Source organism: Aurantiacibacter sp. MUD61, assembly GCF_027912455.1.
Classification (GTDB): Bacteria; Pseudomonadota; Alphaproteobacteria; order Sphingomonadales; family Sphingomonadaceae; genus Alteraurantiacibacter.
The window spans coordinates 1,150,224-1,171,280 of the sequence record NZ_CP115446.1; the positions used below are offsets into that span (position 1 = coordinate 1,150,224).

Below are 21,057 nucleotides of genomic sequence, written 5' to 3' on the forward strand. Positions count from 1 at the left end.
GCAACACACGAATAGGGGCCAAAATGGCAGACATCTTTCTCGGCAACGATCTCGAAGGCAACCGGCAGGCGCTCGATCTGGGCCGTGCCAACCGGCACGGGCTTATCGCGGGCGCGACCGGTACCGGCAAGACGGTGACTTTGCAGGGCATGGCGGAAAGCTTCTCCGCGCACGGCGTGCCGGTATTCGTGGCCGATGTGAAAGGCGATCTCTCAGGCATCGCCATGCCGGGATCGCCCACTTTCAAGCATGCCGACAAGCTGGAAGGGCGGGCCAAGGAATTGGGCATGGATGACTATGCCTATTCGGACAATCCGGTGGTCTTCTGGGACCTCTACGGCGAGCAGGGCCACCCGATCCGCACCACAGTGTCCGAAATGGGGCCCTTGCTGCTCGCCCGCCTGCTCGATCTCAACGAGACGCAGGAAGGCGTGCTGCAGATCGTGTTCCGTGCAGCGGATGAAGGCCTCGCCACCGATGGCAAGCCGACCCTGCTGCTCGATTTCGACGATCTGCGCACGATGCTCGCCTGGGCCTATGACAATGCAAAGGAGCTGTCGGGCGAATATGGCAATGTCTCGAAAGCCAGTGTTGGCGCGATCCAGCGGCAATTGCTGAGCTTCGAAAGCCAGGGCGCGGACAATTTCTTCGGTGAGCCTGCGCTGGAAATCAGCGATTTCCTGCAGACCGATGAAAACGGCAGGGGCATCGTAAACGTTCTCGCCGCCGACCAGCTGATGCGCAGCCCAAAGCTTTATGCGACTTTCCTGCTGTGGCTGCTCGCCGAGCTGTTCGAGAGCCTGCCCGAAGTGGGCGATCCCGAAAAGCCGACGCTGGTGTTCTTCTTCGATGAAGCGCATTTGCTCTTCGACGATGCGCCCAAGGCGCTGCAGGAGACCATCGAACGCGTGGTGCGCCTGATCCGCTCCAAGGGTGTTGGCGTGTTCTTTGTGACGCAGAACCCGATCGACATCCCTGAGGAAGTGGCGGGCCAGCTCGGCAACCGCGTGCAGCACGCGCTGCGCGCTTTCACACCGAAGGACCAGCGCGCCATCCGCGCAGCGGCGGAGACATTCCGCATCAATCCCGATCTCGACGTGGAAGAAGCGATCACCGAGCTGCGGGTTGGTGAAGCGCTGGTCTCCACGCTGGACGACGAGGGCGCGCCTACGGTGGTGCAGCGCACGCTCATCAAGCCGCCGCGCAGCCGACTTGGCCCGGTGACCAAGAAAGAGCGCGCGATCATCCAGTCGGTCAGCCCGCATGACGGCAAATATGACGAGCGGATAGACCGCGAAAGCGCCGAGGAAGTGCTCGCGCAAAAGGCGCTCGATGCGGTCGAAACCGCCAAAGAAGTCGACGAAAAGGGCGAGGAAGAAGTCCGCAAGCGCGAACGCAAATCGACGACGCTATGGGGTATGGATCTTGGCACAGCAGGCAAACGCGCCGCGCGCGCCGCTGCTGGATCGCTGGTGTCCATCGGAGTCGCCAAGGCGCTCGGCCGCCGATCCAGCGCCGATCCGGTGCGGACGGGCCTGAACGCCTTCGTGCGGAATATCGTTGGCGGGCTGATGCGCTAAGGTGGACCGCTCGCTCGCCGAATTCCTTGACGAAAGCGGCCTCACGCAGCCGGGCGATACGAGCGCGCTTTACGATGTGGAGCGCATTCGCGCGCTGCTGATCGAGGCCGCCAAGAGAGGCGAAGCGGTGAGCTATTCCGAAATGCTCGGCAAGCTGGGCTTCCGCTTCACACGCCCCAAAATGCGCACCTTATGCCGGACACTCGATGCCATCGATGAAACGGCCCGCGCCAATGGGCAGCCCGAACTGGCGGTGCTGGTCGTGCGTGAAAGCGACCGTCTGCCGGGGCAGGGCTGGTGGACCGGGCGTACCGATTATCGCGGCGAGTGGACGGGTCGCGAGGCGCTGCGCCATGTTGAGAAACTGCAGGAACAGGCCTTCGATTATTGGAAGCGTCGCGAGGCCTAGGCCGAACCGTCCATTGGCAAGCGGATTTCCGCAACCAGCCCCTCGACCTCGCCATCCGCACCGCGATCATTGGCAAGCGTCAGCGTGCCGCCATGTTGTTCTGCAATCGCGCGGGCGAGCGTCAGGCCTAGACCCGCGCCGCCCGTCTCGCGATTGCGCGATGCCTCGCCGCGGGTGAAGGGTTCGAGCATTTCTGCGATCTGGTTGTCGGGAATTCCCGGGCCATTATCGGCTATGCGTATCACTGCTGCGCCATCCTCTCTGGCGAGGCTGACGCGCGCCTGATCGCCATAGCGCAGCGCATTGCTGATCAGATTGCGCAAGGCACGCCGCAGCCAGGTGGCGCGCAGGGGAATGGCGATGCGCTTGCTCTCGCTCAGCACCACATCGCGGCCCCTGTCTTCATATTCCTCGACCACACCGCCGATCAGTGCGGCCAGATCGGTCCGCTCCAAGGGATCGCTCGGCCTGCCGACGCGGGCGAGCGACAGGATATCATCGAGCGAGGTCGTGATATCCTCGATGCTGGCAGCCATCCGCGCTCGCTCGGTGTCATTTTCCACGCTCTCGATCCGAACCCGCAGCGCGGCGAGCGGGGTTTTGAGATCGTGACCGATTGCGCCCAGCATCACGTCTTTCTCGTCGAGCAAAGCCGCGATGCGCGCTTCCATCGCATTGTGTGCGGTGATCAGGCGGCGCGTATCGGCGGGCCCGCTGGGAGGCAGGGGTTCACCTTTGCTCCGGCTGCCGTCGAAGTCCTCTACTCGCGATGCCAGCGCACCGAGCGGCCGGGTGATCCGGCGCAGCATCAGGTAAAGGATCGTCATGACGATCACGAAGATGACCAGCGTCTGGAAAATGATCGCGGCGACAGCCCCTTGCTGCCGTGGAGGCTCAAGAATGCGCGCGGTTTGCCAATCGCCGCCATCGTCCAATTGCACGGCGGCAATCAGCAACCGGCGCGAACGCCAGTCATCGAGCCGGTTAAATCGCGGGCGCTCCGCGGCGAAGGCATTGAGCGTGGGATCTTCGCCCGCGCGGACCACCGCAACCCGCACAGCGTTGGGATCCGCACCCTGCCGGGCGAGCAGCTCTCGCAGGAATGCCTCCCGATCGCCTTCGGATGTGTTGACAGCGAGACCCGCTGGGGGAGTTTCCGTCCGTTGGTAGCGCAGGGCAGGCGGCAAGCCGCTCTGCCCACGATCACGGGCGCGCCTGCCTTCGCGGGCGCGGCGGACGGGTCGCTCACCTGCCTCGCTACGCGCGCCATTCACCAGCTGGAAGGCGGCACCGGTCAGGGCGGCCGCCTCGCGCCGCTGCTCGCCCGCCCGAAAAAGAAGGACAGCAGAGGCCATTTGCGCGAGCAGCAGCGCGCCGGCAACGGCCAGCATGACTTGCCCCAACAGGCTTTGCGGAAACATACGGCGGAGCATTGCGGGGCTCTTGTGCCCTATTCCGCGTCCGGCACAAAGCGGCGCACGTCGCTGGCGAAGCGATAGCCGCCGCCCCACACCGTCTGGATAAACTTGGGATCGCGCGAATCTTCTTCGATCTTGCGGCGCAGACGGCTGACCTGATTGTCGACCGCGCGGTCGAACAGATGAGCCTCGCGGCCCTGCACCATGTCGAGCAGTCGATCACGGTCCAGCACTTGCCTTGGGTGTTCGAGGAAAGCGGTCAGCAGGCGAAACTCTGCCGAAGAGATAGGCACCACGGTGCCATCGGGATCGGTGAGGCGGCGCTTCAGCGGATCGAGCTGCCACCCTTCGAATTCGTAATGGGCCTCGCTTTCGCTGGCTGCGCCCTCCGCGCCGCTCTTCGCAACACGGCGCAGGACGGAGCGAATGCGGGCGACCAGTTCGCGCGGCTCGAAAGGTTTGACGACATAATCATCCGCCCCGATTTCCAGTCCGACAATGCGATCGGTCGCTTCGCCTTTCGCCGTCAGCAGGATCACCGGCAGACCCTTGGTTTCGACCAGATGGCGACACAAAGACAGCCCGTCTTCGCCCGGCATCATGATGTCGAGCAGCACCAGGTCGGGCGTCCAATCGAGAAGGGCAGAGCGCGCCTTCGCGGCGTCTTCAGCCTCTTTCACGACAAACCCCTGGCGCGAGAGATACTCGGCCAGGGGTTGCCGCAAAGCTGGCTCATCATCGACGAGCAGCAGTTTGACGGGGTCGTCAGCCATTACCGGCGGCCGCGGTTCTCGCGCATCTGGCCACGCCGTTCGGCGCGCTGGGCCCGGCGTTCTTCCACCGTCACAGTGCCATCATTGTTGGCATCGGCACGGTCGAAACGGGCGAGGGCGGCAGCGGTAAATTCCGCCTGGCTGACGGCATTGTCGCCATCGGTATCGGCATTACGCAGCATGCGCATGGCCATTCCGCGCCCGCCGCGGCGACCTGCACGCTCACCGCGCTGATCACGTCCACCGCGCTCGGCGCGCTGCCCGCGACGTTCTTCGCGCGCCTCGCGGCGCTCTTCACGTGCGGCCTGCATTTCTTCGAAAGTCAGAGCACCGTCGCCATTGGCATCGGCCTGAGCAAACCGTTCTCTCGCGCGGGCCTCACGGTCCTGCACATTGATCACGCCGTCTCCGGTCACATCCATGCGATCGAAGGCTGCGGCAGCGCGTTCGGCAACATCGGCGCGGGTCATATCGCCGCGCGGCATATCCTGCGCGGCAGCCATGCCGGTGGTGGTGAGGCCAGCGAGAGCGGCGGCTAGTATAAGAGGCTTTTTCATGGTTCTATCTCTACTCCAGTTTGTGGGTAGAGCAACGAGTCGCCGCGTTGAAGGGGGACATGGGAGGACCGGCAACCCGCTGCTCTATGACTGCAGTTCTAGGAGCCAAGTGTCGCAGCATTTTGCCGGGATCGCGGGAAATTGTCGCAAATTGTAACGAAAAAGCCCCGCCGTTCAGCGGGGCTTTATCTATTCGCACTTCCGTTCGGAAGCGGCGGTCTCAGGCAGGCACGCTGGTCATGCAGAAGGCATTGAGCTTGTTGCCGTCCCGATCGCGGAAATATCCGGCATAAAAGCCGCCTCCACGCTGGCCGGGTGCGCCCTCATCACTGCCGCCCATTTCCAGGGCGAGTGCATGGATCCGGTCGACCTGTTCGGGATCCTTCGCCTGCAGCGCGACCATCATGCCATTGCCGACCGTCGCCTTTTCTTTGTCGAACGGGCGTGTGGCAGCAAAGCCCGGTGTATTGTCCGGCCCGGTCCAGGCGATGAAGTAGCCTTCTTCCTCCATCATGCGCGAACCGCCCATCTCCTTGGCGATGGCGTCGTAGAATTCCGCCGCGCTGTCGAGATCATTTGTGCCGAGTGTTACATATCCGATCATATCTGTTCCTTCCGCAAATCGAGTTGCGACCCTCGAGTCCCGGAAGGAACATTACATGAACATACGCTAAGTTACAATGGCTGACACGCGTCCTCGAGCCAGGCGAGGTTGTCGCCTTCGAGCTGCGGCGCGAGCACTTCACGGACCTTGGTGTGGTAGTCATTCCACCAGGCGATTTCCGCTTCGCTCAGCAGGCTGCGATCGACAAGGCGCTTTTCGATGGGAACGAAAGTCAGCGTTTCAAAGCCGAGCCAGTCGCCTTCCATGCCGTCGATCTCGCGCTCTTCGACGAGCACCAGATTCTCGATCCGGATGCCGTATTCATTGGCCTTGTAATAGCCCGGCTCGTTGGAAAGGATCATTCCGGCGATCAGCGGCTGGTCGGTGCCGGCCTGCGAGCCGGAGCCCTTGGCGATGCGCTGCGGCCCTTCATGCACGGCGAGGAAGCTGCCGACGCCGTGGCCCGTGCCATGGGCATAGTCGACGCCCGCTTGCCACAGGAATTGACGCGCCAGCGCATCGAGCGCGCTGCCCGGCGTGCCGGTGGGAAATGTCTGCGTGTCGAGCGCGATATGGCCCTTCAGAACGCGGGTGAAGCGATCCTTCACTTCGGCAGGCGGTTCGCCGGGGCCGACCCACACGGTGCGGGTGATGTCCGTGGTGCCATCCTTATACTGGCCGCCTGAGTCGACGAGGTAGACGCTGTTGGGCTCAAGCGGCAGGCACGTCTCTTCGCTCACGCGGTAATGGCACAGCGCACCGTTGGAGCCTGCACCGGAAATCGTGTCGAAGCTCAGGTCAAGCAGCTCGCCCGTCGCCTCGCGAAAGCTTTGCAGCTTGGCGGCGGCGGAGAGTTCATCCACCGTGCCCTTGGGCGCTTCGCCTTCCAGCCAGTGGAGGAAGCGGCTGACAGCTGCACCATCGCGCGCCTGTGCAGCGCGGTGGCCGGCCTGTTCGGCCTCGGTCTTGATCGCTTTGGGCAGCACGGCGGGATCGGTCTCCTGCACAGCCTTCGCGCCAACGTCTTCAAGCCGGTCGAAAATCGCATAGACGCTGCGTTCCGGGTCTACCGCGACGCGCTTGCCTGCAAGCTCGGCAAAAGCCGCTTCGAAGGAGTCGCGAGGCCGGATGCGCACGGCATTGCCAAGCGCGCTCGCCACTTCGTCGGGCACCTTATCGGGCGCAATGAACCAGTCTGCCGTGCCGTCTGCCTGAACCATCAGGTAAGACAGGGCGACCGGCGTGTGATCGACATCCGCGCCGCGAATGTTGAGCACCCACGCGACCGAATCGAGCGCGCTGATAACGACGGCGTCGAGCTTTTCTTCCTTCAGCCAGTCGGCGATCTCGCCGCGCTTTTCCGCGCCCATGCGACCGGTAAACTTGTCATCCTGGATGAACACTTTGGCAGGCGAAGGCTCGGGCTGGTCGGCCCACACCGCATCGATCGGGTTGCTGTCCAGCGCCACAAGTTCGATCCCGGCCTTGGCGAGGCGCATTTCCATCGCCTTTGCCCAGCCGCGCGTGTGCAGCCACGGATCGAAACCGATCCGTGCGCCTTCTGCGCATTTCTCGGCGATCCAGTCGCCTGGCTTGTCTGCGGGCACGCTCTTGTAATCGTACAGCTTTCCATCGACCTGGTCGCGCACCTGAATGGTGTAGCGGCCATCCACGAACATGGCGGCGTGATCCTTCAGAACCACTGCGCTGCCTGCGCTGCCGCCAAAGCCGGTCAGCCAGCCGAGGCGCTGCGCGTAGGAGCCGACATATTCGGACAAATGTTCATCGCTGATCGGCACGAAAAACCCGTCAATTTCACGGCGGGCAAGCTCTTCTCGCAAGGCGGACAGGCGGGCTTCGTGGGTTTGCATCAGCATGGTAATTTTTCCGGTTTCTTGTAACGATTTTTGTCTCTACCCAGCCCACATAGTCTTTTGCCGGGCGGCTTTCCACCCGGACCCACGTTGAAGCGAGCCGGGAGCGACGGGAATTGAGTAAAATCACCATCACCATTCTGGCGGCGCTGGCCGTTACCGGCCTTGCCATTCCGGCCAACAGCCAAGAAAGCGATTCTGTGACTTCGACAGCCAATTACGACACATCGATTGAGCCGCCGCGCGCAGAGCAGCGCCCGCATGAATACACCTATCACGGCATCACCATTTCGGATCCTTACAATTGGCTGCGCGATGAAAGCTATCCGACCATCGATGATGAAGATGTGCTCGATTATGTCCGCGCCGAAAACGCCTATTTCGAAGCGCAAATGGCCCCGCAGCAGGATCTGGTCGAAGAGCTGTTCACCGAAATGCGCGGGCGCATCAAGGAAGACGATTCCACCGTGCCGCAGCGCGATGGCGACTACGAATACTGGTCCGAGTTCGAGGAAGGCGGGCAATATCGCCAATATTATCGCCGCCCTGTCGGCAGTGATGAGCGTCAGCAAATCCTCGACGGGCCGGCGCTGGCAGAGGGGCTGGAGTATTTCAGCCTCGGCTCACTCTCGGTCAGCGAAGACGGGCGCTATCTCGCCTATTCGACCGACACGACGGGCGGCGAATTCTACACCGCCTTTATCAAGGACCTCGAGACCGGAGATCTGCTGTCCGACCGGATCGAGAACGTCAATTCAGGCCTGATCTGGGCCGCTGGCGATTCCATGATCGTTTATGGCCGCGCCAATGAAAACTGGCGCGTCGATCGCATCTTTGCGCACCGCGTGGGTGAGAGCGGCGAGGACGCGCTGATTTACGCTGAAGAGCAGTTGGGCTTCACCGTATCGCCCGGTCTTTCCAGCAATCGCGAATGGCTGATCCTGTCGACCGGCGACAATGAAACGAGCGAAGTCTATTTGCTGCCCGCTTCGGACCCGATGGCGAGCCCGATGATCGTTCGCGCGCGCGAGACGGGCGTCGAATATGATGTCGATGTGCGGCCAAATGCCGATGGCGATGACACGCTGTTCATCCTCACCAATGACAACCACGTCAATTTCCGCCTCGCCACAGCGCCCATGTCCGCACCGACACAATGGACCACGCTGATCGAGGGGTCGGACGAATTCTATCTCACCGATTTCGACCTGTTCCGCGATTTCTACGTCACCGAGGGACGCCTCGCCGGTCTCGATCAGGTGCAGGTGCGCTATTACGATGATCCGGTGCGGGTGGAGACCATCAGCTTCCCCGAGGCTTCCTATTCCGCAGGGCTCGGCAACAATCCCGAATGGGCGATGGACCGGCTGCGGCTGAGCTATGAAAGTCCGATCACGCCCGACACGGTCTATGATTATCACGTCGCGAGCCGCGAGCTTGAGACGCTGAAAGTGCTGGAAATCCCGAGCGGTTTCGATCCCTCGCTCTACACGGTCGAGCGGCTGGAAATCCGCGCGCGTGACGGCACGATGATCCCGGCGACTGTCGTGTACCGTAGCGACCGCGAGATGGGCGGCCCTCTCCACATGTACGCTTATGGCGCTTACGGCTTTGCCTATCCGCCCAATTTTGCGACCACGCGTTTCTCGCTGATCGATCGCGGTGTCGCCTATGTCATCGCGCATATTCGCGGCGGCGATGATCTGGGGCGCGAGTGGTATTTGCAGGGCAAGATGGAAGAGCGGACCAATACGTTCAACGATTTCGTCGACGTCGGGCGCGGTCTGATTGAGCTCGGCTACACGTCCGAAGGCCAGATCAGCGCGAGCGGCGGCTCGGCTGGCGGCGAGCTGATGGGCGCAATCGTCAATCAGGCACCCGAGCTATACGGTGCGATCGTGGCGCATGTGCCCTTCGTCGATGTACTCAACACGATGCTCGATGAAAGCCTGCCGCTGACGCCGGGCGAATGGCCCGAATGGGGCAATCCGATCGAAAGCAAGGCGGCCTTCACCCACATCCTCAGCTACTCGCCTTACGATCAGGTGGTGGCGCAGGACTATCCGCCGATGCTGGTGACCGCCGGTCTGAACGATCCGCGCGTCACCTATTGGGAGCCGGCCAAATGGGTCGCCAAGCAGCGCGAGCTGCGCACGGATGACAACATTCTGCTGCTGAAGACCAACATGGGTGCCGGCCATGGCGGCCGCTCGGGCCGGTTCGAAGGCCTGCGCGAAACGGCGGAGGAAGTGGCGTTTATCCTGTGGCAGCTGGGTGTTGAGGAGTGAGCAATAGCTACGCGCGCACTTTCACCGCGCTGCCCGAACACATCGATGTAAACGGGCACGTCAACAACACCGTCTGGCTGCGCTGGATGGAGGATTTGTCCGGCGAGCATTGGGAGCGTCAGGCGCGCGAAGAGGATCGCGATATCTACGCGTGGTTCGTCCTGCGGCACGAAATCGATTATCGCGGCAATGTGACCGAAGGGGCCGAAGTCACCGGTCTTACCGAAATCCGCGAAGGGCCGCGCGGGCCGCGCTTCAACCGGCATTACAGCTTCACCGACAGCGACGGCAAAGAACTCGTCCGCGCCAAGACGACTTGGGCGATGATCGAAAAGGCGAGCGGGAAGCTGATGCGTGTGCCGAGCGAGGTGGCCGCGCCCTTCATGCCCGAAGGCGGGTGGGACACGGCGGCCTGACCAGGTTAGGCGGCTTTGCGTCGATCCTGTCGACGGCGGGTCTTGCTGCGTCGCGGCTCGAAAGCTTTGAGATGCTCGCTCATGGTCCGATCGCGCCCTGAAGCCTTGGCTTCGTAAAGCAGGTGATCGGCGCGATCGTACATCTGGGTAAAGCCAATGTCGGAAAGCGTTTTGCCCGGAGCCACCACAATGCCCATGCTGGCGGTGACAGCGCGCGGTAATTTCAATTCTGCGTGAATTCGTGCCGAGATTGCGAGACGCAGCCGCTCCGCTTCGATAGCTGGACTCTCACTCTCGATCAGCAGCAGGAATTCCTCACCGCCCATGCGTGCAGCGAGCACACCCTCTTCGTTATTCAGTGATGCGCCCACGATGCGCAGCACGGCATCGCCAACAGCGTGACCGAAAGTGTCATTGATCGATTTGAATTTATCGAGATCGAGGACGGCAAGCGCCGAGTAACCGCCGCGGCGCAACTCCATGAAGCGTTCTTCAACCACGCGGCGATTGTAGAGGCCGGTCAGCGGATCCCGCTCGGACAGTTTTTCCAGCAAACGAGCTTCCGTGCGTGCTTTGTCGCGCTGGTGCTTCAACACCATCATGCGGTCGGCAACGCCGAAGCTCGCCACCGCCGTGCCCATGGTGCAGCCGACATAGAACAGCGTCATCAGGTCGAAAGAGGATGCGTAAGGAATGAAGTGGTCGGTCATCGTCATGGCCACGGCGACCAGCACCATGGACCAGCCCATCAATTGCACGCGCGCTTCCCTGCTGCCACGCCGCATGGCGGCGAAGAGCATGATGATGAATATCGCCAGCACCGGGACGAAAGCGGCATTGTACAGGCTGTGATGCCACGGGCGAAGCGCGAACGGGAAAGCAGCGTGCAGCACGCTGACAACAACCATCCACGCCGCAGCTATCGGGAACGCCAGCCGCAGCCGGGTTTCGAGGCGTGCATCATCGAGGAATGTCCAACCGAACATCCCGCCCACGGCCACCGACATGCCCAGCATGAATGCATCTGCCGTTGCGAGGAAAGAGACGCCCAGCGGAAGGAAGAAAGTGATGATGCCGGAATCGACCAGAAGGGTCAGCAGGACCACTGTCGTCAGCACGCCATGCCAGATCACAAATCGCTGTTGCAGGACGCGGTAGAACGCCACGTTGAAGAACAAAGGCATGATCAGCAGGCCGCACATCGCCGCGATCAGCAGCGTTTTGGCCTGTGTTGCAGGAACCGCGATGGGATCGTTTTCCGCCAGCTGCGCACGCCTGATGTTCGCAAGCGTGGTCGGCCTGTCGATCGCGACATAGATATACCGGGCATCTTCCGCACGCTCTCCGAGCGGAAATTTGACCATGGCGCCGGCTTTCGAATGTTCGCCTTCGCCGTGCAGCCAGCGGCGGGTGTCCAATGTGCCGTCCGCAGACTCGGTCACGATGTTTACGGCTTCAAAGCGGCTGCGATCGGTAAGAAACCAGGCGATCCTTTCTCCGCCTTCGCTCTCGCTCAGGTCGTAGCGCAGAACTATGCGTTCGGGGTCAAGGGACGCGCTGTGGGCCGCAGGGTCGCAATCCCATTGCAACGTGCGGACAATCGCTTCGATATCGGCACCAAGCGGCGCGGGCGCGCGGCAGGCCTGTTTGAGCGACGCGCGCGCTGGTGGAGAGGCGTCCGTTGCCCCCTGCGCGAGCGCGTAGGAAGAGGGTATGGCGAGTAGCAATACCGCCATCCACGCGGCCACGCGCGTGAAAAGAAAACTGATCCAATTCCCCCTCATCGAGAAGGGGATAGCGGAATACGCCTAAACGTAAGTTAAGATGCGGGCGAAAATATCGCATTTTTTCGTTTTATTTCAGCGTTGGCGTCGCATCGGCGGATAGGTGCGATACCTCAGCCGATGGCTTGTTCAATCGGCAACAAATCATAGCCCAATTCGCTCGCTACGGCTGGATAGGTCACGCGGCCTGCATGGACATTGAGGCCCTGCGCGAGATGCTTGTCCTGGCGCATAGCTTCTTTCCAGCCAAGATTGGCGATGCGCAGCGCATGCGGCAGAGTGACATTGTTGAGCGCATAGGTGCTGGTGCGGCTGACCGCGCCCGGCATATTGGCAACACAATAATGCACTATGTCATCGACGACGTAGGTCGGATCGTCATGCGTGGTCGCCTTGCTCGTTTCGAAGCAGCCGCCCTGATCGATGGCCACATCCACCAGCACGGCGCCCGGCTTCATGGTCGACAGCATCGCCCGGCTCACCAGCTTGGGAGCAGCGGCTCCGGGCACGAGCACTGCGCCCACAACCATATCCGCTTCGGCGACGGCTTCTTCCACGTTCGCCTTGCTGGCAAAGCGGGTGCTGGCACGCGCTTCGAAATGCGTGCCGACTTTCTCCAGCACCACCGGATCGAGATCCATGATGACCGTGTCGGCGCCAAGCCCGGCAGACATCTGCGCCGCGTTGAAGCCGACGACACCGCCGCCGATGATGACGACCTTGCCCGGCATCACGCCCGGAACGCCGCCCAGCAGCACGCCGCGGCCGCCCTGCGCTTTCTCCAGCGCGTGGGCACCTGCCTGAATGCTCATGCGGCCAGCCACCTGGCTCATCGGCGTAAGCAGCGGGAGGCCGCCGCGCGGGCCGGTAACGGTTTCATAAGCGATGGCGGTGCAGCCGGATTCGACCAATTCGCGGGTCTGGTCGGGGTCGGGTGCGAGGTGCAGGTAGGTGTAGAGCAGCTGGCCTTCGCGCAGCATGGCGCGCTCGCTCGCCTGCGGCTCTTTCACTTTCACGATCATCTCGCATTCGGCGAAGATTTCCTCGGCGGTATCGACCACCTTCGCGCCGCGATCGCGATATTGCGCGTCATAGGCACCGATGCCTTCGCCAGCGCCCGCCTGCATCCAGACTTCGTGCCCGGCATTCACCAGTTCGCCCGCGCTTTCCGGCGTCAGGCCGACGCGATATTCGCGGTTCTTGATTTCCGTGGGACAACCGATGCGCATGGGGGGACTCCGATGGATGAGATTTGCGCGCTCGTTACAGACGAAACCGGTTTTGGGCAACGCTTATCGGATGAGCCGTTTGCGCTCAGGCCATGACCGCTTCGATGCCGGGGACGGTGATCGTCCGATCGCCGCCGAAATCCTCGTGCACGCTGATGAGGCCGGTCTTTTCCAGATGCTCCAGCAGGCGCCGGATGCGGCCCGGGCTGGCAGTGCCATAAACGCGGGCGAGCGTATCCTCATCGGGGGCGCGCTGGCCTTTGGCGGCGGCGACCACGATGGCGAGATACGGCGCGAGCACATCGTCAGCCACCTGGCTGGCCATCTCCTCGACAGCTTCGCGCGCTGCCGGATCGAGCTGGTCCACACCGGCGCTGGCAAAGGCGAACATACGGCGGAAAGCGGCCATGTCGATGTGTGCAGAGGGAATTGCGCGCTCGCGGCAACGGGTGGCGAAAGTGCGGAACAGAGTGGCGATCGGCTTGAACGTCGCGCCATCTTCCGCCGCCATTTCCCGGAGGAGACCGTCGACATCCCCCTGCGGCAAGGGAATGGCGGGCTCGTCACCTTCACTGTCCGGCAGCGGCTCGGCGCGCTTTGCCAGGCTTTGCGCAATCTCTTCTACAGGCGGCGCAGGCGGGGGCGAAGGCGGCGGGGCGCGCACTGGCTCGGCGGCTTCCTCGGCAAGGTCGGCGTGCAGCAATTCGCCCATGGCGGCTGCATCGGCCTGCGGTAGGGGGGTGAGGGCCGTCGCGGCATTCTTCCCGCCCGATTTCACATCGCCGATGTGCACCGCCACCGGGCGACGGCTGACAGCGGGGCCAAGCCCGAGAAAATGCCCGCATTGCAGATCACGGATACGCTCTGCCTGCTTGCGATCCATGCCCAGCAGATCCGCCGCGCGCTGCATATCGATATCGAGGAAGGTGCGGCCCATCAGGAAGTTGCTCGCCTCTGCCGCGACATTCTTGGCGAGTTTGGCGAGGCGCTGCGTCGCCACGATCCCGGCGAGCCCACGCTTGCGGCCCCGGCACATCAGGTTGGTCATGGCGGAAAGCGTCATGCGGCGCGTGTCTTCGGCCATCTCTCCGGCGGCAGCGGGCGCGAACATCTGCGCTTCATCGACCACCACCAGTGCGGGAAACCAGTGCTCGCGCGGAGCATCGAACAGGGCGGTGAGAAAAGCAGCGGCGCAGCGGATTTGCTGTTCCACTTCCAGATCGTCGAGCGAAAGGACGACGCTTGCGCGGTGCTGGCGGATACGGCCTGCCAACGCTTCGATCTCGCGAACCGAATAGCTGCCGCCTTCGATCACGACATGGTCGAAATGATCGGCCAGCGAGACGAAATCGCCTTCGGGATCGATAACGATCTGCTGCACCATCGCGGCGCTCTTTTCGAGCAGGCGGCGCAGCAGATGCGACTTCCCGCTGCCCGAATTGCCCTGCACCAGCAGCCGCGTGGCGAGCAGTTCCTCCACATCCACCGGCACCGGCGTGCCGTGGGCATCCTTCCCGATTTCGATGTCCGTATTCACGCTGCCGACACTAGGCGAGCCATGAGCCGGGTCCTAGCGCGGCGGCGTGTTTATCCAGCGGAAATTGGTTCGGCTCACCGCTTCCAGATTCAAGCGAGAGACCGCTTTTTGGTACGAGGCCGTGATTTATGGTAAACGGGCCATGCTAAAGGGTCGCTCCTGAGCGCGGAATTCCGCGCTTTACCGCAAGGCATTCAGTAGCCGGTCTTTTTTGCTGGGGGGCATCATGAAAATCACGCGACTCGCAATCACAACAACTCTTGCAATCGTCATCGCGGCTTCGGCGGCCACGGCGCAGAGCGGAAATGGGCGCGGCAATGGTGGCGGAAGTGGGGGTGGAGGGAATGAAGAACCGCCCTCGGCATTCGTTCCGGCAATCGCCTATTTCGACCAAGGGCGTAAGTATAAGGACATTCGCATCGCCAATGTCGCAGGTGACCAGGCGTGCCTTGTCCTGCGAACAGGCGACGGCCAGCGGAACCTGCGGGGTTTCGATTTCGATGCGGCCAATAACCGGCTTGCCTATTCCATCGACGAGACTGGAATCTTCGTCACCACCTGGGAAGACGCGGACGGACCCTGCAATGTTGCCAGCGCAGGCAATGTCACCGATCCCGCATCGCGGGTGCGCGTACTGGGCGCGGGCGATTATCCCGAGGTCCTCGATTGGTCACCGGACGGCAGGTTCCTGCTGTGGACGGAGCCCGACCAGGAATACACCGGATTGGGCAGTTCCACCCATGTGATGATCTACGACACGGTGACGGAGCAGGTCTCGCTCCTCCCGCTCGAAAGCTGGGGAGGGACAAGGCTCGCATGGGGCGTCGATGGAGATTGGGGTGTTGGCGGCATACGCTTCAGCCCGGATTTCGCGACGACCAACGAAGTGGTCTTCGTGGGCGCATCGCTGGACGGAAGCCGGGGCGAATATAACAGCCTCTTCGCCTTCGATATCGCCGGAACTTCCGCACCGCGCCTGCTCTATGACGGTGCGAGCACGACATTCGACCTGTTCATCAACGTAACCAATCCGCAAGGCGCGGCGCCTTCGCGCGTCGTGTTCGAAAATGTCGATCGCGGGGAGCTGGTCCAGCTGCCGCTTGTCAATGGTAACACCACGCGCTGGACCGGAGGCGAAGCCGAATACAGTTGCGACAATGCAAGGCTCGTCCACCAGGTGGCGGGGCGGCGTGGCCGGGCGAGTACCTATATCACGTCGGCTGACGGCAGTGGCTCGACTCTGTTCTCAAGCGACGGCTTGCGCTGGCTCGACTGGCTCTGTCCCTAGGCGATGCGAATAAGGATACTCATCGCCGCCCTCGCGCTGGTCGTTGCGCTGACCTTGTATTGGCACCCGTGGAATTCCGATCTTTCAGCAGACGCAGGAGATGCGGCAGGAACTGGTTCGCCGGAGAGCGGCGCAGCGGGTGATCTTGCGCGCGTGAATGCATCTTCGGCTGGTGTCGATCCGCAACATCCCTCTGCTATCGACCTGCCGCCCAATGACGTCGCGCCCGACCCGCAGGTGCTCGAGGGGCGTCCCGAGCTCCAGCAGGCATTCGATGAAGCGGCAGAGCCGGGCGAATTCGTGACGCCGCCTAATGTTGCGGTCGGCGACGAATAGCGGGATTGGTGTTGGGCAGTCTGCGCGGCAGCTCCCGAGGGCTTACCATCGTTTGGCGCCGTAAGCACCCTTGCCGATTTTGATATCCGAATTTTAGCAGCCGACACCAGGCGAGGCGTAACCCATGTCCTAGCGCGGCGGCGTGTTTATACAGCGGAAATTGGTTCGGCTCACCGCTTCCATAGCCAATAGAGTATCGCTGCATTGATCAACGGCGCACCGATGCCGAGGGCCGGTCCTCGTAACCCTGCCTGCTCACCGAGCAAGTTCCATGGCAAGCCAAGCGGCATCAGGAAAATGGCCGACAGCGGATCGCGCTCCTGCCCGAACCACCCATAAGTGCCGACGAGGAACAGGAAGACCGCGATCACATAAAGGATGGCAAAGACCACGAATGCCCATTTCGCCACCGGCCGGCGTGGCGCCTCCGCCGTCACGTCAGCCACCGGTGATCAGCGCATCGACGATGACATAGCTTTCCGGGCCGTACTGAATGGTCACCTGATCGCCATCGCGCGTGTAATCGAAATCCCAGCCCGCCGAGCCGTCAGCCTCTGCGCTGTCCGCCCCGACAGGCGTCGTGCCATCGAAGAAAAGGGCGCGTTTGAATCCATCGGGTTTCTGCACTTCGACGAGATGCGAGCCGTCTTCCATCCAGTTGCGCACGACACCGGCATCGCAGCTTTGGGTGGGCTCTGCGCCGTCGAAGCCGCAGTCGAGTATCGTCGTGGCATTGTATTCCGTGCCATCGACCAGAGCGTCCTCCTCGTCTTGTGTCGCATCGACTGAAGAAGCGTCCGTCGTCGTTTCCGCTTCCGCTGCCTCGTCGGCCTCAGGCTCCGCAGTTTCGTCGCCACTGCATGCGATAAGGCTTGCACAGGCGAGGCTCGCCCAGATCAATTTCCTCATGAGAATGCTTTCCTTTCCAGACCCGATGGGGCGAGCCTAAAGCGCGCCTTCATCACCGGTGAACATCACTTCACCGATCGTGCCGTCGCGATAGGCCAGGCAACGCCATGGGGCGGTTGCACCTTCCACATTGACGTAAATGCCGATCGCTGCCTCGGACTCTTCGATACGGTTGGTCCCGATGACATTGGCCCCGGTATCGGCGGCGACACGATCTGCACACCGCGATTCCAGGCTGTTAGGGCCGCGGATCGCCACTCCTGCATTGCCCCCCGGGGCATCGCGCTCAGGAGGTGGCGGGGGGCCATTTTCGCCCATCCCGACATTGGCATCGCCCATCGGGACCGAGACCAGCCGCACGCCTTCCACATTGCCGACGATGTCGCCGCCGAGCGCCTCTGCCGAGGCTTCGCTTGGACAACCGACGAGCAGCGCGCTGTCATCGAGATAGTTCGAGGTTGCTGCGCTTTCGCCAAGCTGGCGGCAGGGGTCGCCAGAGGCCGGATAGCCATCGCCGAAAGGCGCGAGGATTTCGGGAATTTCCGCGAGTTCTTCCGGCGTCTCCGGATCAAGCGTGTCGGTCTCCCCGCTACAGCCAGCAAGCGGGAAGGCGAGGGCAGCGCCCAGCAGTGCAATTCGACGCATCACGCTCTCCTCAGCGGCAGTTCGGGTTCTGGCCGATATCGCGAATATCGTAGATGTGGCCATCGGCGATGGTCATCTGCACGCATTGGCGCGTGTTCCGATTGTACTGGATCGAATAGCGCGTATTGCCGCTCGTGAAATTGTCCACCTGGCGGAAGCCGCGACTTTCCATCGTGTCCATGGCGCCGGCTGCGCGCGAGCCCTGCAGGTCGCTGATCTGCGCTGCCTGATGGTATCCGCCACGCCGGCTGTGATGGCGCAAGTTGGTGTTACGTTGATCCACCCCAGCCGAATAGCCAGCGGAGTACCCCTCCGACCGGTCGCGGTTGTGATAGGATGCGTTGTGCAGTCCGTCATTGTAGCCGCGTTCGTAGTCGCGTTCGTATGCATGATCGTCGCTGTGGCGGTTATCATCGTGATGGTTGCTGCTGTGCCCGAAGATCGCGCCAAGAACGGCTGCACCCGCCGCAACACCCAAAGCTGCCGTGGCATCAGCGTTCATGTGGTGGCCGCAGTCCTGATCGCTGGCATCGGTGATGGATTGGATGCGACCGCGGTATTCCTCGACCTGCACGCAATCATCGTCCTCTTCGTCCCACCAATAGCTGTAATTGTAGCCCTGCGAGTTCCGGTTGTGGCTCACAAAGCCGAAGCCGCGATTGCGCAGCTCGGTCTCCGCATCGGCAGCGAACATACCATTAATATCAACAAGCTGGGCTGCATCTTCGGCCTGTGCGGCGATAGGCATAGCCATCATCGAAGTGGCGGCAAGCAGGCAGGCGGTGGAACGGATTTTGCAAAACATCGGTCTCTCCCCTTTTAGGGAAGCGAGACCTGCTGAAAGCGACTCGCTTCCAAGACGGGAAGAGGCTGTTCCACCGGAGCAGCGCAGTCAAGGTGTTTAAGATTCTTCGCTGAACGCGCCGAAGGTCGCGGCGTGGTGTCCTGTTTGCCGAATGACTGTAAAGTGGATACAACTGAGTCAATTCGGTTTTTACCTTGAACAATGTTGTATTCCTCGGCCCTGGCAATCCTCGCATTTCTCTTTTCCGGCAGCACTGCCGGTGGAGAGCCTGCGCCATCAGCCACGGCAGCGCCGCTCGCACCTGCGTCGGTTCGCATTACGCCCGAAAGCGATCTGCATTTCGGGACCTTCATGGTCTTCGGCAGCGGTCGGCGCACGGTCGATGTGCGTGGAGGAGTGATCGACGAAGCGATCGTTCCGCTGGAAGGGTCGATCCCTGCACCCGCGCGCTTCACCGTCACCTATGACCGCGGCAACCAGAACCGCCAGGTGCTCGACATTGAAATAGACCTTTTCCTGTCGACGGTCGGTGCCGTCAGGATGCAGGGCGTCGAAGGGCGGCTGTCCGCCTTGCAGACGGATCTTCCCGGCGCGTCCCTGCCCGACGCGGGGCAACCCATCCGCCTGAGCATACCCAATTGTCGCACCCGCACCTGCTCGCGGACTTTCCATGTCGGGGGAACCCTGAATGTGACGCGGGGCCCCGGCGGCGGTGCGTCGCTCGTCATTCCGATCCCGATCTATGCCGACCTTGTGTCGGACGACAGGCAACGCCGTTGATTGCGCGTGCCTGCCTCGTGGCTCTGGCAGGCTTTGCCGCATTGCCCGTGCACGCTCAGGACGCTTCCGGCGATACCCACCGACAGTCCGGCTCTGCCAGCGCCAGAGTGGCGCTGCCGCTCCGCGCGACTGCAGAGCGGGACCTTTCATTCGGCGTTTTCACGGTTGCGGAAGGCCAGAACGGCGAAATTGCGGTCGGCGCCTTGCCTGGCGATGCGCAATTTTCAGGCGGTGTGCGCCCCGTGTGTGCGGGAGGCGATGCTTGCAGCCCGCATGCGGCGCTCTTTGCAATCTCGGGTGACTCGGATCGTCTATACGTCTTCCGGCTTCCGCGCGATGTCAGCCTGACAGGGATTCGCGGCGGGCAGGCGATGATCGTGACCGACCTCACCGGCAGCAGCCAGAATGCGCGGCAGACCTCAGGCGCCGGGGCATTAGACGGTGGGGGCGAGGATGTGTTTTCTGTCGGCGGGCGGCTGGATGTTCCGGGCAATGCGACGCCCGATAGCTATAGCGGCGAGTTCACCGTCACCATCGATTATTTGTGAGTTATGGTTAAGATGAGACTACCGTCAGAACACGTAACAATACGTAGCCCCGTGTAAATTTGTTAACGATTAGGGGTTAACACGTAGCCCATCGGGACTTCGCCACGGCTTGTTCCCGTTCCTGTCCGCCTTGGGGGGTGGGCATCATTTGAGACAAAATGAAGGGTACGATACGTGAAAAAATTTGCTGTTCTCGCGGCTGTTGCAGCTGCATTTACTTCGACCTCCGCTTTTGCGCAGGCTCTTGACGACAACCAGGCAGAAGGCTCGGCCACTGCTGAAGTCGTCGCTCCGATCACGCTGACCCACGTCGTGGGCGCAGAGCTTGCTTTCGGATCGTTCACCGCCGGTACGGGTGGTACGGTCGTCGTTTCGCAGGCTGGCGTCGGCTCGGTGACGGGTGACGTGGTCCACATGTCCGACTCGATCGAATCCGCAGACGAATTCGACGTTGCAGGCGACGCAGGCCGTCAGTTCTCGATCACCACCACTCCCGACGTGATCACCCACACCGATGGCACCACCACCATGTCCTTCGTCCCGAGCGCGCCGGCAACCGGCACGCTGGACGTGAATGGCGACGCCAACTTCGCGGTCGGCGGCACGCTGACGGTGGGCGCAAGCCAGCTGGCTGGTGACTACGCAGGTACCTACCTCGTAGAAGTCGCCTACAACTAAGATTCCGGTGCGGGCCGTGGAACTGTTCTGCGGCCCGCCCCTGATCGCTCTCCGCCATGTCGATGCGATACCATCTGGTCCTCTTCGCTGCGGCGAGCATTGGTCTCGCGGGCATAGCGACACCTGCCCAGGCGCAGCAAAACGACGCGCAGATGGAAGGCAACGCAGGCGGAACCGTCGTGTCCCCTTCGCGGGTCAGGCATCTGGCGGATCTTCGCTTCGGGGCATTCGCCAGCCCTGAAACAGCCAGCACGATACGGGTCGATGTTGACGGTACGGTCGTGCCGACAGGCGCTGTCGTTGCCGGTATGAACGTGGACCAGCCTCCTGAAGGCAGGGGGCCTGCGCAATTCCATATCGAGCAGGATCGAAGCCGCTTCTTCACTGCTTTCTATCCGTCGCAGATCATCATCACCAACAGTGCTTCAGCCAGCATGCTGGTGAACAATACGACCGCACGGCTCGTGCGCACGCGGCAGCGCGGGCGGAATTCGGAATGGCGGCTCGATATGGGCGGAACGCTCAATATCGTCGGCAATCAGCCGACCGGAAGCTACTCCGGCGACTTCGTGATAACGGTGGCTTACTTCTAGCACGTG

22 protein-coding genes are annotated in these 21,057 nt (G+C 62.1%); 10 read left to right on the plus strand and 12 right to left on the minus strand.

What is annotated here, in order from left to right; genetic code table 11:
- Positions 1–23 precede the first annotated feature (23 nt).
- Together O2N64_RS05505 and O2N64_RS05510 are read left to right on the plus strand one after the other, a co-directional pair.
- Positions 24–1,580, plus strand: coding sequence for a helicase HerA-like domain-containing protein (locus tag O2N64_RS05505; protein ID WP_271079278.1), 1,557 nt, complete (start codon positions 24–26; stop codon positions 1,578–1,580).
- Between the two features lies 1 nt (position 1,581).
- Positions 1,582–1,989 carry a ribose-phosphate pyrophosphokinase gene (locus tag O2N64_RS05510; RefSeq protein WP_271079279.1) on the plus strand — a complete coding sequence of 136 codons (408 nt, stop codon included), beginning with the start codon at positions 1,582–1,584 and terminating at the stop codon, positions 1,987–1,989.
- Here O2N64_RS05510 and O2N64_RS05515 read toward each other — a convergent pair.
- From O2N64_RS05515 to O2N64_RS05535, 5 genes are all read right to left on the minus strand, one after another.
- The gene (locus O2N64_RS05515) at positions 1,986–3,422 is read right to left on the minus strand and encodes a sensor histidine kinase (protein WP_271079280.1); all 1,437 of its coding nucleotides are present in this window, start codon (positions 3,420–3,422) and stop codon (positions 1,986–1,988) included. The genes O2N64_RS05510 and O2N64_RS05515 overlap by 4 nt on opposite strands.
- A 17-nt stretch (positions 3,423–3,439) precedes the next feature.
- The gene (locus O2N64_RS05520; protein WP_271079281.1) at positions 3,440–4,180 is read right to left on the minus strand and encodes a response regulator; all 741 of its coding nucleotides are present in this window, start codon (positions 4,178–4,180) and stop codon (positions 3,440–3,442) included.
- A complete protein-coding gene (locus O2N64_RS05525) occupies positions 4,180–4,737 on the minus strand; it encodes an EF-hand domain-containing protein (RefSeq protein ID WP_271079282.1) in 558 nt (185 codons plus the stop codon). Before O2N64_RS05525 ends, O2N64_RS05520 begins: the two co-directional genes overlap by 1 nt.
- 220 nt (positions 4,738–4,957) lie before the next feature.
- Positions 4,958–5,341 (minus strand): VOC family protein, encoded by a 384-nt coding sequence (locus tag O2N64_RS05530; protein WP_271079283.1) that lies wholly within the window; start codon positions 5,339–5,341, stop codon positions 4,958–4,960.
- Between the two features lie 71 nt (positions 5,342–5,412).
- On the minus strand, positions 5,413–7,218 hold the full coding sequence (locus O2N64_RS05535) for an aminopeptidase P family protein (RefSeq protein WP_271079284.1): 1,806 nt from the start codon (positions 7,216–7,218) through the stop codon (positions 5,413–5,415).
- A 113-nt stretch (positions 7,219–7,331) separates the two neighbouring features.
- On the opposite strand from O2N64_RS05535, the gene O2N64_RS05540 reads away from it, so the two are divergent.
- Positions 7,332–9,503 carry a S9 family peptidase gene (locus tag O2N64_RS05540; protein WP_442866744.1) on the plus strand — a complete coding sequence of 724 codons (2,172 nt, stop codon included), beginning with the start codon at positions 7,332–7,334 and terminating at the stop codon, positions 9,501–9,503.
- On the plus strand, positions 9,500–9,919 hold the full coding sequence (locus O2N64_RS05545) for an acyl-CoA thioesterase (protein ID WP_271079285.1): 420 nt from the start codon (positions 9,500–9,502) through the stop codon (positions 9,917–9,919). The genes O2N64_RS05540 and O2N64_RS05545 overlap by 4 nt, the downstream gene beginning before the upstream one ends.
- A gap of 5 nt (positions 9,920–9,924) precedes the next feature.
- Here the strand turns inward: O2N64_RS05545 and O2N64_RS05550 are convergent, their stop codons facing one another.
- The 3 genes from O2N64_RS05550 to O2N64_RS05560 all read right to left on the minus strand — a co-directional run bounded on the left by O2N64_RS05550 (position 9,925) and on the right by O2N64_RS05560 (position 14,469).
- Entirely contained in the window at positions 9,925–11,703 is a 1,779-nt protein-coding gene (locus O2N64_RS05550) for a GGDEF domain-containing protein (protein WP_271079286.1), read from the minus strand.
- Positions 11,704–11,816: 113 nt separating this feature from the next.
- A complete protein-coding gene (ald, locus tag O2N64_RS05555; protein WP_271079287.1) occupies positions 11,817–12,932 on the minus strand; it encodes an alanine dehydrogenase in 1,116 nt (371 codons plus the stop codon).
- An 85-nt stretch (positions 12,933–13,017) separates the two neighbouring features.
- Entirely contained in the window at positions 13,018–14,469 is a 1,452-nt protein-coding gene (locus O2N64_RS05560) for a helicase HerA domain-containing protein (RefSeq protein ID WP_271079288.1), read from the minus strand.
- A gap of 226 nt (positions 14,470–14,695) precedes the next feature.
- Here O2N64_RS05560 and O2N64_RS05565 point away from each other — a divergent pair, with 226 nt between their 5' ends.
- Both O2N64_RS05565 and O2N64_RS05570 read left to right on the plus strand, forming a co-directional pair.
- Positions 14,696–15,757, plus strand: a complete 1,062-nt coding sequence (locus O2N64_RS05565; protein ID WP_271079289.1) for a hypothetical protein — start codon at positions 14,696–14,698, stop codon at positions 15,755–15,757.
- A 3-nt stretch (positions 15,758–15,760) separates the two neighbouring features.
- Positions 15,761–16,093, plus strand: a complete 333-nt coding sequence (locus O2N64_RS05570) for a hypothetical protein (protein WP_271079290.1) — start codon at positions 15,761–15,763, stop codon at positions 16,091–16,093.
- A 170-nt stretch (positions 16,094–16,263) separates the two neighbouring features.
- Here O2N64_RS05570 and O2N64_RS05575 read toward each other — a convergent pair whose 3' ends face one another.
- From O2N64_RS05575 to O2N64_RS05590, 4 genes are read right to left on the minus strand one after another with little or no spacing between them, the layout of a single operon-like run.
- Positions 16,264–16,503: a hypothetical protein gene (locus O2N64_RS05575; protein ID WP_271079291.1), complete on the minus strand. Its 240-nt coding sequence runs from the start codon at positions 16,501–16,503 to the stop codon at positions 16,264–16,266.
- A 28-nt stretch (positions 16,504–16,531) separates the two neighbouring features.
- Positions 16,532–17,002, minus strand: coding sequence for a hypothetical protein (locus tag O2N64_RS05580; protein WP_271079292.1), 471 nt, complete (start codon positions 17,000–17,002; stop codon positions 16,532–16,534).
- A gap of 36 nt (positions 17,003–17,038) precedes the next feature.
- A complete protein-coding gene (locus O2N64_RS05585) occupies positions 17,039–17,647 on the minus strand; it encodes a hypothetical protein (RefSeq protein ID WP_271079293.1) in 609 nt (202 codons plus the stop codon).
- 10 nt (positions 17,648–17,657) lie between these two features.
- Positions 17,658–18,452 carry a hypothetical protein gene (locus O2N64_RS05590; protein ID WP_271079294.1) on the minus strand — a complete coding sequence of 265 codons (795 nt, stop codon included), beginning with the start codon at positions 18,450–18,452 and terminating at the stop codon, positions 17,658–17,660.
- Positions 18,453–18,656: 204 nt separating this feature from the next.
- Here O2N64_RS05590 and O2N64_RS05595 point away from each other — a divergent pair, with 204 nt between their 5' ends.
- From O2N64_RS05595 to O2N64_RS05610, 4 genes are all read left to right on the plus strand, one after another.
- A complete protein-coding gene (locus O2N64_RS05595) occupies positions 18,657–19,232 on the plus strand; it encodes a DUF4402 domain-containing protein (RefSeq protein WP_271079295.1) in 576 nt (191 codons plus the stop codon).
- Positions 19,233–19,249: 17 nt separating this feature from the next.
- On the plus strand, positions 19,250–19,780 hold the full coding sequence (locus O2N64_RS05600; RefSeq protein ID WP_271079296.1) for a DUF4402 domain-containing protein: 531 nt from the start codon (positions 19,250–19,252) through the stop codon (positions 19,778–19,780).
- Between the two features lie 174 nt (positions 19,781–19,954).
- Positions 19,955–20,458 (plus strand): DUF4402 domain-containing protein, encoded by a 504-nt coding sequence (locus tag O2N64_RS05605; protein WP_271079297.1) that lies wholly within the window; start codon positions 19,955–19,957, stop codon positions 20,456–20,458.
- 62 nt (positions 20,459–20,520) lie between these two features.
- Positions 20,521–21,051 (plus strand): DUF4402 domain-containing protein, encoded by a 531-nt coding sequence (locus tag O2N64_RS05610; RefSeq protein WP_271079298.1) that lies wholly within the window; start codon positions 20,521–20,523, stop codon positions 21,049–21,051.
- The last annotated feature ends 6 nt before the right edge of the window (positions 21,052–21,057 follow it).